The sequence below is a fragment of the Klebsiella sp. CN_Kp066 genome, from assembly GCF_040065135.1.
In the GTDB taxonomy this organism is placed as follows: domain Bacteria; phylum Pseudomonadota; class Gammaproteobacteria; order Enterobacterales; family Enterobacteriaceae; genus Klebsiella; species Klebsiella oxytoca.
Genome location: NZ_JBEAIU010000052.1, coordinates 1 through 15372 on the forward strand (window position 1 = coordinate 1; position 15372 = coordinate 15372).

General features: G+C 57.4%; 17 protein-coding genes. 13 read left to right on the forward strand and 4 right to left on the reverse strand.

Going from position 1 to position 15372, the window contains the following annotated elements; genetic code table 11:
• Positions 1-61: 61 nt before the first annotated feature.
• Positions 62-649 carry an NAD(P)H-dependent oxidoreductase gene (locus ABLV75_RS20345; protein WP_004109375.1) on the reverse strand — a complete coding sequence of 196 codons (588 nt, stop codon included), beginning with the start codon at positions 647-649 and terminating at the stop codon, positions 62-64.
• A gap of 115 nt (positions 650-764) precedes the next feature.
• Here ABLV75_RS20345 and ABLV75_RS20350 point away from each other — a divergent pair, with 115 nt between their 5' ends.
• Entirely contained in the window at positions 765-1385 is a 621-nt protein-coding gene (locus ABLV75_RS20350) for a TetR/AcrR family transcriptional regulator (RefSeq protein WP_004109377.1), read from the forward strand.
• Between the two features lie 68 nt (positions 1386-1453).
• Here the strand turns inward: ABLV75_RS20350 and ABLV75_RS20355 are convergent, their stop codons facing one another.
• Positions 1454-2236: a DsbA family protein gene (locus tag ABLV75_RS20355; protein WP_004109379.1), complete on the reverse strand. Its 783-nt coding sequence runs from the start codon at positions 2234-2236 to the stop codon at positions 1454-1456.
• A 223-nt stretch (positions 2237-2459) separates the two neighbouring features.
• Here ABLV75_RS20355 and ABLV75_RS20360 point away from each other — a divergent pair, with 223 nt between their 5' ends.
• From ABLV75_RS20360 to cbpM, 3 genes are all read left to right on the forward strand, one after another.
• Positions 2460-3143: a TerC family protein gene (locus ABLV75_RS20360; RefSeq protein WP_004109381.1), complete on the forward strand. Its 684-nt coding sequence runs from the start codon at positions 2460-2462 to the stop codon at positions 3141-3143.
• Between the two features lie 149 nt (positions 3144-3292).
• Positions 3293-4210: a curved DNA-binding protein gene (cbpA, locus tag ABLV75_RS20365; protein WP_004109383.1), complete on the forward strand. Its 918-nt coding sequence runs from the start codon at positions 3293-3295 to the stop codon at positions 4208-4210.
• The gene (cbpM, locus tag ABLV75_RS20370; RefSeq protein ID WP_004109388.1) at positions 4210-4515 is read left to right on the forward strand and encodes a chaperone modulator CbpM; all 306 of its coding nucleotides are present in this window, start codon (positions 4210-4212) and stop codon (positions 4513-4515) included. Before cbpA ends, cbpM begins: the two co-directional genes overlap by 1 nt.
• A 482-nt stretch (positions 4516-4997) precedes the next feature.
• Here the strand turns inward: cbpM and ABLV75_RS20375 are convergent, their stop codons facing one another.
• Positions 4998-6344: an alpha-glucosidase/alpha-galactosidase gene (locus ABLV75_RS20375; RefSeq protein ID WP_004109389.1), complete on the reverse strand. Its 1347-nt coding sequence runs from the start codon at positions 6342-6344 to the stop codon at positions 4998-5000.
• A gap of 238 nt (positions 6345-6582) precedes the next feature.
• Here ABLV75_RS20375 and melR point away from each other — a divergent pair, with 238 nt between their 5' ends.
• Entirely contained in the window at positions 6583-7524 is a 942-nt protein-coding gene (melR, locus tag ABLV75_RS20380; protein WP_004109390.1) for a transcriptional regulator MelR, read from the forward strand.
• A gap of 51 nt (positions 7525-7575) precedes the next feature.
• Here the strand turns inward: melR and proP are convergent, their stop codons facing one another.
• Complete coding sequence (gene proP / locus ABLV75_RS20385; protein WP_004109391.1) at positions 7576-9078, reverse strand: glycine betaine/L-proline transporter ProP; 1503 nt, start codon at positions 9076-9078, stop codon at positions 7576-7578.
• A 539-nt stretch (positions 9079-9617) separates the two neighbouring features.
• On the opposite strand from proP, the gene ABLV75_RS20390 reads away from it, so the two are divergent.
• From ABLV75_RS20390 to phnK, 8 genes are all read left to right on the forward strand, one after another.
• On the forward strand, positions 9618-9953 hold the full coding sequence (locus ABLV75_RS20390) for a zinc ribbon domain-containing protein YjdM (RefSeq protein ID WP_004109392.1): 336 nt from the start codon (positions 9618-9620) through the stop codon (positions 9951-9953).
• Positions 9954-10123: 170 nt separating this feature from the next.
• Positions 10124-10558 (forward strand): VOC family metalloprotein YjdN, encoded by a 435-nt coding sequence (yjdN, locus tag ABLV75_RS20395; protein ID WP_004109393.1) that lies wholly within the window; start codon positions 10124-10126, stop codon positions 10556-10558.
• 300 nt (positions 10559-10858) lie between these two features.
• Positions 10859-11584 (forward strand): phosphonate metabolism transcriptional regulator PhnF, encoded by a 726-nt coding sequence (gene phnF / locus ABLV75_RS20400; RefSeq protein WP_023329131.1) that lies wholly within the window; start codon positions 10859-10861, stop codon positions 11582-11584.
• Positions 11585-12037, forward strand: coding sequence for a phosphonate C-P lyase system protein PhnG (gene phnG, locus ABLV75_RS20405; protein ID WP_004109395.1), 453 nt, complete (start codon positions 11585-11587; stop codon positions 12035-12037).
• Positions 12034-12618 carry a phosphonate C-P lyase system protein PhnH gene (phnH, locus tag ABLV75_RS20410; protein WP_004109396.1) on the forward strand — a complete coding sequence of 195 codons (585 nt, stop codon included), beginning with the start codon at positions 12034-12036 and terminating at the stop codon, positions 12616-12618. The genes phnG and phnH overlap by 4 nt, the downstream gene beginning before the upstream one ends.
• Positions 12618-13682, forward strand: a complete 1065-nt coding sequence (locus ABLV75_RS20415) for a carbon-phosphorus lyase complex subunit PhnI (RefSeq protein WP_004109397.1) — start codon at positions 12618-12620, stop codon at positions 13680-13682. Before phnH ends, ABLV75_RS20415 begins: the two co-directional genes overlap by 1 nt.
• Entirely contained in the window at positions 13675-14523 is an 849-nt protein-coding gene (locus ABLV75_RS20420; RefSeq protein ID WP_004109398.1) for an alpha-D-ribose 1-methylphosphonate 5-phosphate C-P-lyase PhnJ, read from the forward strand. The genes ABLV75_RS20415 and ABLV75_RS20420 overlap by 8 nt, the downstream gene beginning before the upstream one ends.
• Entirely contained in the window at positions 14520-15278 is a 759-nt protein-coding gene (gene phnK / locus ABLV75_RS20425; protein WP_004109399.1) for a phosphonate C-P lyase system protein PhnK, read from the forward strand. Before ABLV75_RS20420 ends, phnK begins: the two co-directional genes overlap by 4 nt.
• The last annotated feature ends 94 nt before the right edge of the window (positions 15279-15372 follow it).

The following is a 15372-nucleotide window of genomic DNA, read 5'->3' on the forward strand; positions in this document are numbered from 1 at the left end:
CGAGTCCGGGCACCACTATTCAGAGAACCCAGCCTATGGCTGGGTTTTTGCTTTTATGCTTTCAGTTAAATATCGTCTTCCCTAGCTGATACCCCGCCTCAAGATGCGCTTTCGCCGTTTCCAGCTCCGGTAACAGCAGCAGCTGCGAACTGGCCACCGTCGCCCCGCAGTAATCAAAAATGCCGTGGGCGATCTGCGCATGAAAAGCAGCGGTAAACCCATGCTTATCATACGTTTTCTGATTGGCTGCGCCTAACGCAACCAGGTGCACTCGCAGGCGCCCGAGCTTCTTCACCACCTCGCCCCCGGCGGTTTCCTCATAGGCCCAGCCGTTGGCAAACACGCGGTCGATCCAGCCCTTCAGCAGCGCAGGCATCGACCACCAGTAAACGGGAAAGACCAGCACCAGTGCGTCGGCTCGATCGAGTCTGGCCTGCTCAGCAACCACATCGGGCGGCGTGGAGCCGGTTTGCAGAAATGCGGCGATATCCGGCTCAGTAAACACCGGGTTAAAGCCTTCCTGCGTTAAATCTGCTATTTCAGCAGTGTGCTGCTGGCCGGATTCGGCAATCCCTTGCGCAATAGCCGTCGCTACGCTGTGAGTCAGAGAAGTATTAAGAGGATGAGAAACCACGATTAATGCATGCATGACGGATACCCCAGTTGCGCGATAACGATATTGGACGTAGTCTAATATACTAACAGTAACCTACTCATGGTAACTTACCTTTGGTATATTAGCATGTCAACGGGAGAATCCTTTTATGTCTCAACCCCTCGTACGGCAGCGTTTAACGCGAGAAGAGCGGCGCACGCAGCTGATGGACGTCGCCTGGCATATTATTCGCGAGGAAGGAACCGACGCCCTGACGCTGGGCTATCTGGCGACCCAGGCGGGGGTGACTAAACCGGTGGTTTACGATCATTTTGACAGCCGTTCGGGACTTTTCGCGGCGCTGTATGCGGAATACGACCAGCGCCAGAGCGTAAAGATGGATGAAATTCTGCGCAACACCGAACCCAGGGCGGAGACACTGGCTTCGGCGATCGCTAATGCCTACATTGAGTGCGTCCTGCTCCAGGGCCGCGAAATGCCCAGCGTGATGGCCGCGCTGGCCGGGACGCCTGAGCTGGAGAAAATCAAGCAGGAGTGCATAACCGCATTTACCGCGAAATGCCGGCAATATTTTTCGCCGCTTTGCGAGAGTGAAAACCTCAGCGAAGCAGCCATTCTCGCCATGCTTGGATCCGCCGACGGGCTATCGGCTGCGGTAGTAAACGGCGTCATCACGGAGCAGCAGGCGAAAGATGAGCTATTTCAGGTGATTATGTCGATGCTGCAGCGCTGCTGCCGTGGCGAAGAAGCGCTACCCGGTAGCGGCTAGCGCTTTATATGGCCGACAAAACTTATCAGATCATCTAATGATGAGTTTTCCGTGGGCGGCTTTAATTATCAGCCGCCCGCTTTCTTAATCGCCGCATCCAGCGAGGCTTTATCCGCCAGCCCAGGGAATACGGTGATCGTCGCCTCCGTGGCGCCGGTCGTCGGCATTACGATAACGCCGGGCGTACCGCTTAAACCGATCTCCTGCGCCAGCTGGTTGGTACTTTCCAGTACCGACTCAACGTCCGCCGCTTTCTTCGCATCGAAATTGACCTTCTTCGCCTGCTGCTGCACGTCAGCGGCGGTTAGCTTGCCTTCGTTATGCCCGGTGGAATAGATGCCGTTATGGTAGGTCAAATAGGCCTCTGCGCCCTTCTGCTGATAAATCTGCAGCCCAGTTTTCGCCGCCTCCAGCGAGGTTTCCCAACGGCTGCCAAAAATTGGCCACTCTTTGAAAGCAAAGCGGGTCTGCGGGTTCTCTTTAATAACCTGCTCCATGACCGGAGCCAGACGGCTGCAGTAAACGCATTGATAATCAAAGAATTCAATAACGGTCACTTTGCCCTCTTTCGGGCCATAGGTTGGGGTGTTTTTATCCTGCGTCAGCGCAGCCGCGTTCTTCAGTACCGCCTGCGTCGCGGCGCTGGCCTGCTGCTGTTCCTGAATTTGCTGCAGCTTCTGGCTGGCCTGCAGCAGCACTTCCGGATGCGCGACTAAATAGTCCGCGGCAATTTTGCCGATACGGGCTTCCTGTTCGGGCGTGAAGGTGGGTGCATCAGCGGCAGTTGCCATCACCGGAAGCAGTGCGGCGCCAATAAAGGCGAGTGTCAGTAAATTCTTATGGCCGGGCATGTGGGTAGTCCTTGCGATGGGTGAACGGCAGGTGTGTCTTTACGAACAAAATATCATCCTTTGCCCGCGAATCATCCCCGGACGAGGCAATGATTAGTAACTATATTTTTCAATAACTCAACGCGCCCTCGCGATTTAGCGGGTGGTCAACGCGCGTGAACGGGAGTACGCTTCGCCCCCTGCTTTTCCCCCCTGGGCCTCTTTTTAGTTAGATGAGTTAGGTATGAATGAGTTTTTCAGTCAGTGGGACGTAGCGGTTATCCTGCTGCAAATTATCGCTATCGACCTGTTATTAGGCGGCGACAACGCGGTGGTGATCGCGATGGCCTGCCGTAAGCTGCCGCCGCATCAGCGGACCAAAGCGATTATTATCGGCACCTTTGGTGCGATAGCGGCGCGCGTGCTGCTCCTGGCCGTGGCTATTTATTTGCTCTCATTGCCGTGGTTGAAAGTGGTTGGCGCTCTGATGCTGTTGTGGATCGGTATCAAGCTGGTCACCAATCAGGAAGAAGAGAATGAAATCAGCAGCTCCAGCAGCCTGTGGCGTACTGCGGTCACCATTACCGTTGCCGATGTCATTATGTCGCTGGACAACGTACTGGCCGTCGCCGCCGCCGGAAAAGGCCATCTGCTGCTGGTCGCGCTGGGGGTGCTGATCAGCATCCCGATTATTGTCGCGGGCAGTAAACTGGTATTGGCGATCCTTAACCGCTTCCCGTCGGTGGTGATGCTGGGCGGCGCGCTTATCGGCTGGATAGCCGGCTCAATGATGGTGAGCGATGTCACCATCGTTCATCTGTTCCCCAACGCGCCAGCCGCCCTTCCGTTGATCGGCGGCGCCATTGGCGCTGCCCTGGTGCTGCTGGAAGGGCTGCGCAGGAACCGCAGCAGGCCTTCTGCCGAATAGGGTTATCCACGTTCTGTCGCCGTCGATCCCGACGGCGTCAAGTTTGCGCCACTTTTCCGCCACATCCGTCCTCATTTGCCCTACGCTTAATAAAGACACCTGTTCCAGGGATCTGTAACCGTAATATTGCGCATAAATGAGATAACATCATGGAATTAAAGGATTATTATGCCATTTTAGGGGTTCAGCCAACGGACGATCTGAAAACCATCAAGACCGCCTATCGCCGTCTGGCACGCAAATATCACCCCGATGTCAGTAAAGAAAACGATGCCGAAGCCAGGTTCAAAGATCTCGCCGAAGCCTGGGAAGTGCTTAAAGATGACCAGCGCCGCGCTGAATACGACCAACTGTGGCAGCACCGCAACGATCCGCACTTTGGCCGTCAGCAGCACTCCCATGAGCAGAGCTACAGCCAGCAGGACTTTGACGACATCTTCTCCTCCATGTTTGGCCAGCAGGCGCATCATAGCCGCCGCCAGCAGGGCGTGCGCGGCCATGATTTAGAGATAGAAGTCGCGGTTTTCCTTGAAGAGACTTTAGCCGAGCAGACGCGCACTATCAGCTATAAGCTGCCGGTGTATAACGTCTTTGGCATGGTTGAAAGCGAAACGCCGAAAACTCTGAACGTAAAAATTCCCGCAGGCGTCGTCGACGGCCAGCGCATCCGCCTGAAAGGCCAGGGCACCCCCGGCGAGAATGGCGGCCCGAACGGCGACCTGTGGCTGGTGATACATATCGCCCCGCATCCGCTGTTTGATATCGTCGGACATAACCTTGAAATTGTCCTGCCGCTGGCGCCATGGGAAGCGGCATTAGGCACCAAAGTCACTATCCCGACGCTCAAAGAGAGCATTCTGTTGACCATCCCGCCGGGCAGCCAGGCCGGACAGCGCCTGCGCGTCAAGGGCAAAGGGCTGGCCAGCAAAACCACCACTGGCGATCTGTACGCCGTGATTAAAATCGTTATGCCGCCAAAACCGGATGAGAAGAGCCGCGAGCTCTGGCAGCAGCTGGCCGATGCGCAATCCAGCTTCGAGCCGCGTAAGACATGGGGGAAAGCCTGATGGCTAAGATAACAGTGACGTTTACGATTACCGAGTTTTGTCTCCACACCGGCCTTTCCGAGGAGGAACTGAACGAAATTGTCGGCCTCGGCATGATCGAGCCGCGCCAGCCGCAGCGGGAAAAATGGCTGTTTGACGATAGTGCGGTGACAATTGTTCACCGCGCAGTACGCTTACGCAAAGAGCTGGAGCTGGACTGGCCGGGGATCGCCGTCGCCTTGACGCTGCTTGACGAGAACGCGCGCCTGAGCCGTGAAAATCAAATTCTGCAGCAGCGGCTGGCGCGCTTTCTGACGCATGGTTAAACCCCATCCGCAGACGGTGGTAAATCCGTAGCCCGGTCAGCGCAGCGCCACCGGGAGATAATCTGAAGCGGCATTGCGCGCTGTTCCCCGGAGGCGGCGCTTGACGCGTCTTGTCCGGGCTACCGGTCCGCAGATGGCGGTAAACCCGTAGCCCGGTCAGCGCAGCGCCACCGGGAAGATAATCTGAAACAACATTGCGCGCTGTTCCCCGGAGGCGGCCCTTGACGCGCCTTGTCCGGGCTACCTGTCCACAGACGGTGGTGAACCCGTAGCCCGGTCAGCGCAGCGCCACCGGGAAGATAATCTGAAGCAACATTGCGCGCTGCTCCCCGGAGGCGGCGCTTGACGCGCCTTGTCCGGGCTACGTGTACGCTGATGGCGGTAAACCCGTAGCCCGGCTAAGCGCAGCGCGAGCCGGGAGAAAAACGCAAAGCCACCTCCAGGCGGATAGGGCGCTAGCCGTCATCCGGCACAATACCTGATTAGCCATGCACCCACGCCGGCAGCCAGTCGCCGTGGCTGTCGATCAGATCGTCCACCAGCGCATAGATCTCCTCAATGCCCAGCACCGCCGCCGTATGCGGGTCCATCATCGTCGCATAGTAGATATAGTCGCGATTTTCCGTGAGTATCGCCTCCGTCAGCAGGGTCTGAACGTTGATATTGGTTTGCATCATTGCCGCCAGATGGGCAGGCAGCTTGCCCGCTTTGGTCGGTTGAATGCCGTTAGCGTCCACCAGACAGGCCACCTCCACACAGCAGCCCTGCGGCAGGTTATCGATAAGATTATCGTTACGCACGTTGCCGTAGATCACGCTCGGCTCGCCTGTCCAGATGGCGTTCATAATGGTGCTGGCGTACTCGCGCGAGGGTTTGACCTCAATGCGCTCGCTGGTTTTATACCGTTCCAGCTCTTTGTGCCAGTTCGCCACCTGCTCTACGCAGCGTTTCGGATACTCATCCAGCGGCACCTGATAGCGCGCAATCAGATCCTCACGCCCCGGCTTGATAAACCAGGGAGTGTATTCCGCGAAGTGCTCGGACGACTCCGTGACAAAATAGCCCAACTTTTTAAACATCTCATAGCGGACGATGTTCTGGCAGCGCGAATCTTCGCGATGCTTCGGCGCGCGTCCTTCGGCAAATGCCTGCAGCATCTCCGGGTAAATACTGACATAGCTGCCGTCGCTGAGCTTTTTCTCCAGCGACAGGTAAAAGGCCATATGATTGATACCGGCGCAGCGGTAGCGTAAATCCGCCGGGTCGAGATCCAGATCGTGGGCCAGTTCCTCCGCCGTCCCCTGCACCGAATGACACAGTCCGACCTGCTTAATATGCGGATAGCGGGCGTACATCGCCCAGGTATTCATCGCCATCGGATTGACGTAGTTAAGCATAGTGGCGTTCGGGCAAACTTCGGTCATATCGTCGCAGATGCGCCACAGGTGCGGAATGGTGCGCAGCGCGCGCATAATTCCGCCCGGGCCAAGCGTATCGGCAATAGTTTGCTCCACGCCATGCAGCTTACAGACTTCAAAATCGGTGACCGTACAGGGCTGATAGCCGCCAATCTGGAAGGCCACCACCACAAAATCCGCGTCCTGCAGCGCCGCTTTCTGGTCGCGATGGCAGCTGATTTCCCCCTCCGCGCCCAGAGAGTCCATCAGTTTGCGCACCACAATATGCGACTCCTCCAGGCGAGTCGCATCGATATCCATCAGGGCGATATGCGCGGACTTTAGCGCCGGGCGCTGAAACACATCGCCGAGTATATTTTTGACGAATACCGTCGAACCGGCGCCGATAAAGGTAATTTTGGGGGCAGACATAGGGTGCTCTCCGTAGGGTTAGTGAACGTTAACAGAGTGGCATGCCGGACTACCGGCAGGCTGCCCTCTTCCCGCCGGAGAATTCCCGAAAACTCAGATCGGCTACCGGCAAGCATGAAAACTGATTTTTCGGGAATAAATGGGCGAAAAAGAAGAGAAAACGGGCCTTTAATTCGACTAAGATAAGCGCTGACTGGCGTCAAAAATCGGCAAGAATGATGATTCAGGAATCTACATCATGATCGATAAACCCCGCGCAGCGCATCCCGCCGACGCGTATATGAGCAGCAGCGACGATCGACTGCCCCGCAGCCCGCTGGCGCTCTACTCTGAATACCAGCGGATGGATATCGAGCTGCGTACTCCTTATGCCATGACCGCCAGCCACTGGCACGGTCAGGTGGAGGTGAACGTCCCCTTCGACGGCGATGTCGAGTATCTGATCAACGATGAAGCGGTACGTATCGAGCAGGGCTATATCACCCTGTTCTGGGCCTGTACGCCCCATCGCCTTACCCGACCAGGGGCCTGCAGGCAGATGGCTATCTTCAACCTGCCGATGCATCTGTTTTTATCCTGGCCGCTGGATCGGGAGCTTATTAACCACGTCACCCACGGTATGGTGGTGAAATCGCTGGCTGCCCAGCAGCTCAGCGTATTTGAAGTCCAGCGCTGGCAGCAGGAGCTGAACAGCGAAAATGAGCAAATCCGCCAGTTAGCGATCGATGAAATCGCTCTGATGCTCAAGCGCCTGAGCCTCTCCGGCTGGCAGCCGATTCTGGTGAACAAGACTTCACGCACGCATAAGAACAGCGTTTCGCGCCACGCCCAGTTTTACGTCAGCCAGATGCTGGAATATATTGCCATCCACTACGATCGGGCGCTCACCGTCAACGATGTCGCCGAGCATGTGAAGCTGAATGCCAACTACGCGATGGGGATTTTTCAGCGGGTGATGCAGCAAACCATGAAGCAGTACATTACCGCGATGCGCATTAATCACGTTCGGGCGCTGCTCAGCGACACCGATAAGACCATCCTCGATATCGCCCTGACCGCCGGTTTCGGCTCCAGCAGCCGCTTTTACAGCACTTTTAATAAATATGTCGGCATGCCGCCGCAGCAGTATCGCAGGCTGAGCCAGCAGCGTCGCCATAATCTGGCGCCCGCCGGGGCATAAAAAAATGCCGCCGGGGAAGCCCACGGCGGCATTGATTAACAGCAAAACGGTTTAGTCGTTGATGCGCGGATGCTGCTGCACCAGACGAGAGCGTTTTTCCTGCAGATCGGCGATCTCCTGATCGATATCTTCGATTTTATGCTCGATGTTATCGTAGTGCTCGCCGAGAATTTCTTTCGCTTCCTGAATATCCGAAGCCGCTGGCGTCGCCCCTTTCAGCGGACGATTGGCGGTCTCTTTCATCGACAGGCCGGTAATCAGACCGATAACTGCAATTACCATCAGATAGTAAGCCGGCATCATCAGGTTCTGCGTGCTTTCTACCAGCCACGCCGCCAGGGTTGGCGTCAGACCGGCAATCAGCACCGAGATGTTGAAGGCGCTGGCCAGGGCGCTAAAACGAATGTGGGTCGGGAACATCGCCGGCAGCGACGAAGCCATCACTCCGATAAAGCAGTTCAGCACAACCGCCAGCACCAGCAGACCGGCGAAAATCAGGCCGAGAACGTTACTGTTAATCATGATGAATGCCGGAATCGACAGCGCGAACAGCGCCACGCTACCAATCAGAATGAACGGGCGACGGCCAAAACGGTCGCTGAGCATACCGATAACCGGCTGAACGAACAGCATCCCGACCATGATGGCGATGATGATCAGCACCCCGTGGTCTTCTGAATAGTGCAGGTTATGCGACAGGTAGCTCGGCATGTAGGTCAGCAGCATGTAGTAGGTCACGTTGGTGGAAATCACCAGACCGATACAGGTCAGCAGGCTACGCCAGTGTTTAGTCGCGATCTCTTTAAAGGAGACTTTCGGCCCGTCCTGCAGGCCCTCGCGGTCGCCCTGCTCCATTTTATCAACGTGCTGCTGGAACGCCGGCGTCTCTTCCAGCGCATGGCGCAGATAAAGACCAATAATGCCTAACGGCAGCGCGAGGAAGAACGGAATACGCCAGCCCCAGTCGAGGAAGTTCTCTTCGCCTACCATGCTGGAAATGAGTACCACCACGCCCGCGCCCATCACGAAGCCCGCTATCGAACCGAAGTCCAGCCAGCTGCCCATAAAGCCGCGTTTACGGTCAGGCGAGTATTCCGCCACAAAGATCGATGCCCCGGTATATTCTCCGCCCACCGAGAATCCCTGCGCCATTTTACACAGCAGCAGCAGAATCGGCGCCCAGATACCAATGGTGGCATACGACGGAATAAGACCGATACAGAATGTACTTATCGACATAATGACGATGGTTATCGCCAGAATTTTTTGTCGACCATATTTATCGCCCAGCATCCCGAAGAACAGGCCGCCTAATGGACGAATTAAGAAGGGAACCGAGAAAGTACCGAGCGCGGCAATCATCTGCACGCTGGGGTTGGCATCGGGGAAAAAGACCTTACCAAGAGCATACGCAACAAAACCATATACCCCAAAATCGAACCACTCCATCGCGTTACCCAGCGAGGCTGCGGTAATCGCTTTCTTCAGTTTGCTATCATCAATGATGGTCACATCCCGAAGCGTGATGGGTTTTACTTTTTTCCTTTTAAGCATAATTATCCTCTTTTGCTCTCGCCTTGAGCGCACGAATCTCCGCCGAATGACAAGGTCATTCGCGTCATGCGTTGGGAGCGGCGAATTGCTGTGCTCCACATTTCAAGCGTAGCAGGTTTGCCTGCACTGTCTGCTGACAGTCCGTACAACCGAACCTGTTGACGCCTGCTCTGGCCATAATGAATATGCGGGGCCGCTAATAAGTGTAGTGAATTTGCGTTCTCGCCTTTTTACCCTAACAGCGTTTAAATTTGGGATCAACTTCACAAAAATTTACCTACCCTTAAACAGAGTCGGCGAAAACCAATAAGTTCAATGAATATTGGAACTTAGCGATACATTTCCGGAAATATCTGGCGGTTTTTATGGAAATAACCCCGTCGCTCTTCACGGGGTATATTCATTTTCTTCCCGGCAGTAACTCATAAAAAAGGCCCGACAAAAGTGCGGGATTGCGCTATAATCACTTACACTTTCGGCTATCAGCCGCCATTTAATGGACCAACGTCCTGTTTTACCCAGTAATCGCGAGGAACGTCATGCAACTGCCACACTGCCCGAAATGCCATTCTGAATACACTTATGAAGATGGCGGCATGTTTATCTGCCCGGAATGCGCCCATGAATGGAACAATGCCGAGCCTGCGGATGATAACGACGCGCTGGTGGTCAAAGATGCCAACGGTAATTTACTCACCGACGGCGACAGCGTCACCGTAGTAAAAGATCTTAAGGTTAAAGGCAGTTCTTCAATGCTAAAAATCGGTACTAAAGTGAAGAATATCCGCCTGGTTGAAGGCGATCATAATATTGACTGCAAAATTGATGGTTTTGGCCCGATGAAGCTAAAATCCGAATTTGTTAAAAAGAACTGATTTTATTCCCCCGGCGCCTGTCGTCGGGGGGAAATATATTTTCCCGTGCCGTTATGCGAATTGTCCGATCGTCTTCCGCCTCTTCTTGCGTCTTCCCTCGCTGCCGCCTGGCTTAATTTTGCAATCCCCTTCTACGCTTAATGGAATATTCGTTACCTGAGGTAATGCTTATGCCCCTGAGTCCCTATATCGCTTTTAGCGGCAACTGCGCGGCCGCCATCGCGTTCTACCAGCAGGCGCTGGGCGCTGAACTGCTCCATAAAATTACCTGGGGCGAAATGCCGCAGGATATTCATGACGCAGAGGATGGCTGCCCCTCCGGCCAGCATCTGGCCGCCGACGGCATCGCCCACGCCAGTCTGCGCATCGCCGACAGCATCCTGATGCTCAGCGACAGCCCCTCCAGTAAAATGGAGCGCTACGCCGGGTTTACTATCGTGCTTGATCCGCAAGATGTTATCGAGGGTAAACGCTGGTTTGACGGCCTCGCCGATGGCGGGCAGATAGAGATGGTCTGGCAGGAGACATTCTGGGCGCACGGCTTCGGTAAAGTGATCGACCGCTTTGGCGTCCCGTGGATGGTCAACGTGGTGAAAGAACCTTAACGCTGACCTTTTCCCCTCCCCCTAACCCTCTCCCCGAAAGGGAGAGGGTACCCGGCGGTGCAGTTTGTTACCCCTGCGCCGCTCTGCAGCCCCCACGCACAGCTGACTCCGCACCCGGATTTTTCCTCTCCCTTCAGTAGAGGGCCTCTGTGCGTTCATTCCCTCTTACCTGTCATCCCTTCGGCATTAACTCTTCATCCCCCGGTCATCAGGAGTTAACCGAAACGTAACAAAAAACCGTCAGGATTGGCTCACGCTCAGAGGAAAACTCCTTCTTGTCCTTAGTGAGGCTTGATTGCCATGTACTTATCCAGACATCCGACCAGTTACCCCACGCGATATCAGGAAATTGCCGCCAAACTGGAGCAAGAGCTTTGCCATCATTACCGCTGCGGCGACTATCTGCCCGCCGAGCAGCAGCTGGCGTCCCGCTTTGAGGTTAACCGCCATACCCTGCGCCGGGCCATCGATCAGCTTGTCGAGCGCGGCTGGGTCCAGCGCCGTCAGGGCGTCGGCGTGCTGGTACTGATGCGCCCGATAGATTACCCGCTCAGCGCCCAGGCGCGCTTTAGCCAGAATCTTCTCGAACAGGGCAGCCACCCGACCAGCGAAAAGCTGCTGTCGGTGCTGCGTCCGGCCAGTAGCCAAGTTGCCGACGCGTTTGCCATCAGTGAAGGCGATAACGTCATTCACCTGCGCACCCTGCGCCGCGTGAACGGCGTCGCCCTGTGTCTGATAGACCACTACTTTGCCGACCTGCAGCTATGGCCGGTTCTGCAAACCTTTACCCACGGCTCGCTCCACGATCTGTTGCGCAATCGTCTTGATATCGAACTGACCCGCGTACGCACCAAAATCAGCGCCCGCCGCGCGCAGGCCAAAGAGAGCCGCATTCTCGGCATTCCCAATATGGCGCCGCTGCTGTGCGTGCGCACCCTGAATCATCGCCAGGGCGAGCAGAGCGCGACGGAGTACTCCGTCAGCCTGACCCGCGCCGACATGATTGAATTCACCATGGAGCACTGAATGCACTTTGATACCGCTACCCGCCAGCGCTGGATGTCCGTGCTGGCCCACAGTGACCCACAAGAACTGGCGGCGCGGATGCAAACGCTGCAGCTCGCGCCGCAGTATGAACTGATTCGCGCCCCGGAAACCGGGCTGGTCCAGCTGCAGGCGCGCATGGGCGGCATCGGCGATCGATTTTTCGCCGGAGACGCCACCTTAACCCGCGCCGCTATCCGCCTGGCCGACGGCACGCTCGGCTATAGCTGGATTTTAGGCCGCGATCGTCCGCACGCTGAACGTTGCGCGGCCATCGATGCCCTGATGCAGTCGCCACACCATTTTCACACCCTGATGGAAACCCTGATAACCCCGCTGGAAGAACAACGTAGCGCGCGCATTGAAGCCCGACGCGCCGAAGTCAACGCCAGCCGGGTCGACTTCTTTACTCTGGTTCGCGGAGATAACGCATGACCTTACAACCCGCTTTTACCCTGGCTGTGCAGGATGCCCAGCACAGTTTCCGCCGCCTGCTGAAAGCGATGAGCGAGCCGGGCGTGATTGTCTCCCTGCAGCAGCTTCAGCACGGCTGGCAGCCGCTGAACGTCGCCACCACCAGCCTGCTGCTGACGCTGGTGGATCACGAGACGCCGGTCTGGCTCGCTCCGACGCTGCATAACGATCTGGTCGGCCAGAATTTACGCTTTCATACCGGCGCGCCGCTGGTTGAGCAGCCGCAGCAGGCAACCTTCGCCGTCGCCAGTGACAGCATCAGCGCCGAACAGCTCAACGTGCTCTCCGCCGGTACCGTCGTCGCCCCGGAGACCGGCGTTACGCTGATTGTTCAGCTCGCCAGCCTCAGCGGCGGCCGGATGCTGCGCCTGACCGGCGCCGGGATCGCCGAGGAGCGGATGATCGCCCCGCAGCTGCCGGAATGTATTATTGCAGAGTTAACCGAGCGCCCGCATCCGTTCCCGCTGGGTATCGATCTGATTCTCACCTGCGGCGAACGCCTGCTGGCGATTCCGCGCACCACTCACGTCGAGGTCTGCTAATGTACGTAGCCGTCAAAGGCGGCGAGAAGGCGATCGTCGCCGCTCACGCCCTACAGGAACAGCAACGCCGAGGCGATGGACGGCTTCCTGAAATCAGCGTTGACCAGATTAGCCAACAGCTCAATCTGGCGGTGGATCGGGTCATGACCGAAGGCGGTATCGCCGACCGGGAGCTGGCGGCGCTGGCGCTGAAGCAGGCCAGCGGCGATAGCGTCGAAGCGATTTTTCTGCTGCGCGCTTACCGCACCACGCTGCAAAGACTGGCGGTCAGCGAGCCTGTCGACACCGCCGCTATGCGCCTTGAGCGCCGGATCTCGGCGGTCTATAAAGATATCCCCGGCGGCCAGATGCTCGGCCCGACCTACGATTACACCCACCGTCTGCTCGATTTTACCCTACTGGCCAACGGCGAAACGCCGCCGCTGGCGACCGATAGCGCGCCGCAGGAAGCCACGCCGCACGTTTTTAATCTGCTCGTCCAGCAGGGACTGGCGAAGGCGGAGCAGGATACTGACGCGCAGCCCGACGACATCACCCGCCATCCGCCGGTTTATCCCTGTTCGCGCTCGTCGCGCCTGCAGCAACTGGTGCGCGGCGACGAGGGCTACCTGCTGGCGCTGGCCTACTCCACCCAGCGCGGCTACGGGCGCAACCATCCGTTTGCCGGGGAAATTCGCAGCGGCTACGTCGCGGTGGAGATCGTCCCGGAAGAGCTGGGCTTCACCGTCACTATTGGCGAACTGTTGATGACCGAATGCGAAATGGTCAACGGCTTTGTCGACCCTCAGGATGAACCGCCGCACTTCACCCGCGGCTACGGCCTGACGTTTGGCATGAGCGAGCGCAAAGCGATGGCGATGGCGCTGGTTGACCGCGCGCTCCAGGCGCCGGAGTACGGCGAAGAGGCGGCGGGTCCGGCCCAGGACGAAGAGTTTGTGCTGGCTCATGCCGATAACGTCGAGGCGGCCGGTTTCGTTTCGCACTTAAAACTTCCCCACTATGTCGATTTCCAGGCCGAACTGGCGCTACTTAAACGCCTGCAACGGGAGAATCAACGTGGCTAACGCACTGACCGGCTACAACTTTGCCTACCTCGACGAGCAAACCAAACGCATGATCCGCCGCGCCATCCTGAAAGCGGTGGCCATCCCCGGCTACCAGGTACCCTTCGGCGGTCGCGAGATGCCGATGCCCTACGGCTGGGGAACCGGCGGTATTCAGCTTACTGCCAGCATTATCGGCGAAAATGATGTGCTGAAGGTGATCGATCAGGGCGCCGACGACACCACCAACGCGGTATCGATTCGTCAGTTTTTCAAACGCGTAACCGGCGTCGCAACCACCGAACGTACCGAGGACGCCACGCTGATCCAGACCCGCCACCGGATCCCGGAAACGCCGCTAACCGAAGATCAGATCCTCATCTTCCAGGTGCCGATCCCGGAACCGCTGCGCTTTATCGAGCCGCGCGAAACCGAAACCCGCACCATGCATGCGCTGGAGGAGTACGGCGTAATGCAGGTGAAGCTGTACGAAGATATCGCCCGCTTCGGCCATATCGCCACCACCTACGCCTACCCGGTGAAGGTCAACGGCCGCTACGTCATGGACCCATCGCCGATTCCGAAATTTGATAATCCGAAGATGCATATGATGCCTGCGCTACAGCTGTTCGGCGCCGGGCGCGAAAAACGCATCTATGCGGTGCCGCCTTATACCCCGGTGGAGAGCCTCGATTTCGACGATCATCCGTTTACCGTTCAGGAGTGGGATGAACCCTGTGCGATCTGCGGCTCACGCCACAGCTATCTTGATGAAGTGGTGCTCGACGACAGCGGCAAGCGGATGTTTGTCTGCTCCGATACCGACTATTGCCGCCAACAGTGCGAGGAGCAGAAAAAATGAGCTATCCGTTACTGGCGGTGAATAACCTGACCCACCTCTATGCGCCGGGTAAAGGCTTCAGCGACGTATCGTTCGAGCTGTGGCCGGGAGAAGTGCTGGGTATCGTTGGCGAGTCCGGTTCCGGTAAAACCACCCTTCTACAGGCGATTTCCGCCCGCCTGACGCCGCAGCAGGGTGAAGTGCGGTACCAGAATCGTTCGCTGTACGCGATGAGCGAAGCGGATCGCCGTCGCCTGCTGCGCACCGAGTGGGGCGTGGTGCATCAGCATCCGATGGACGGGCTGCGTCGCCAGGTGTCGGCCGGCGGCAATATCGGCGAGCGCCTGATGGCGATCGGCGCCCGTCACTACGGCCACATTCGCACCACCGCCGGGCAGTGGTTACAGGAGGTGGAGATCCCGCCTTCGCGCATTGACGACCTGCCCACCACCTTTTCCGGCGGCATGCAGCAGCGTCTGCAAATCGCCCGCAATCTGGTGACGCAGCCGAAGCTGGTGTTTATGGATGAACCTACCGGCGGGCTGGACGTGTCGGTGCAGGCGCGCCTGCTCGATCTGCTGCGCGGCCTGGTCGTGGAGCTCAATCTGGCGGTAGTCATTGTGACCCACGACCTCGGCGTTGCCCGCCTGCTGGCTAACCGTCTGCTGGTGATGAAACAGGGGCAGGTGGTGGAAAGCGGCTTAACCGACCGGGTGCTCGACGATCCCCATCATCCTTACACCCAGCTGCTGGTGTCGTCGGTATTGCAGAACTGAGCGTATGTCCACTCCCGGCGGCGCTGCGCTGACCGTGCTACGGGTGACGGACCGTCTGCGAGCCGGTAGCACGGACAGGCGCAACGCGCCGTCT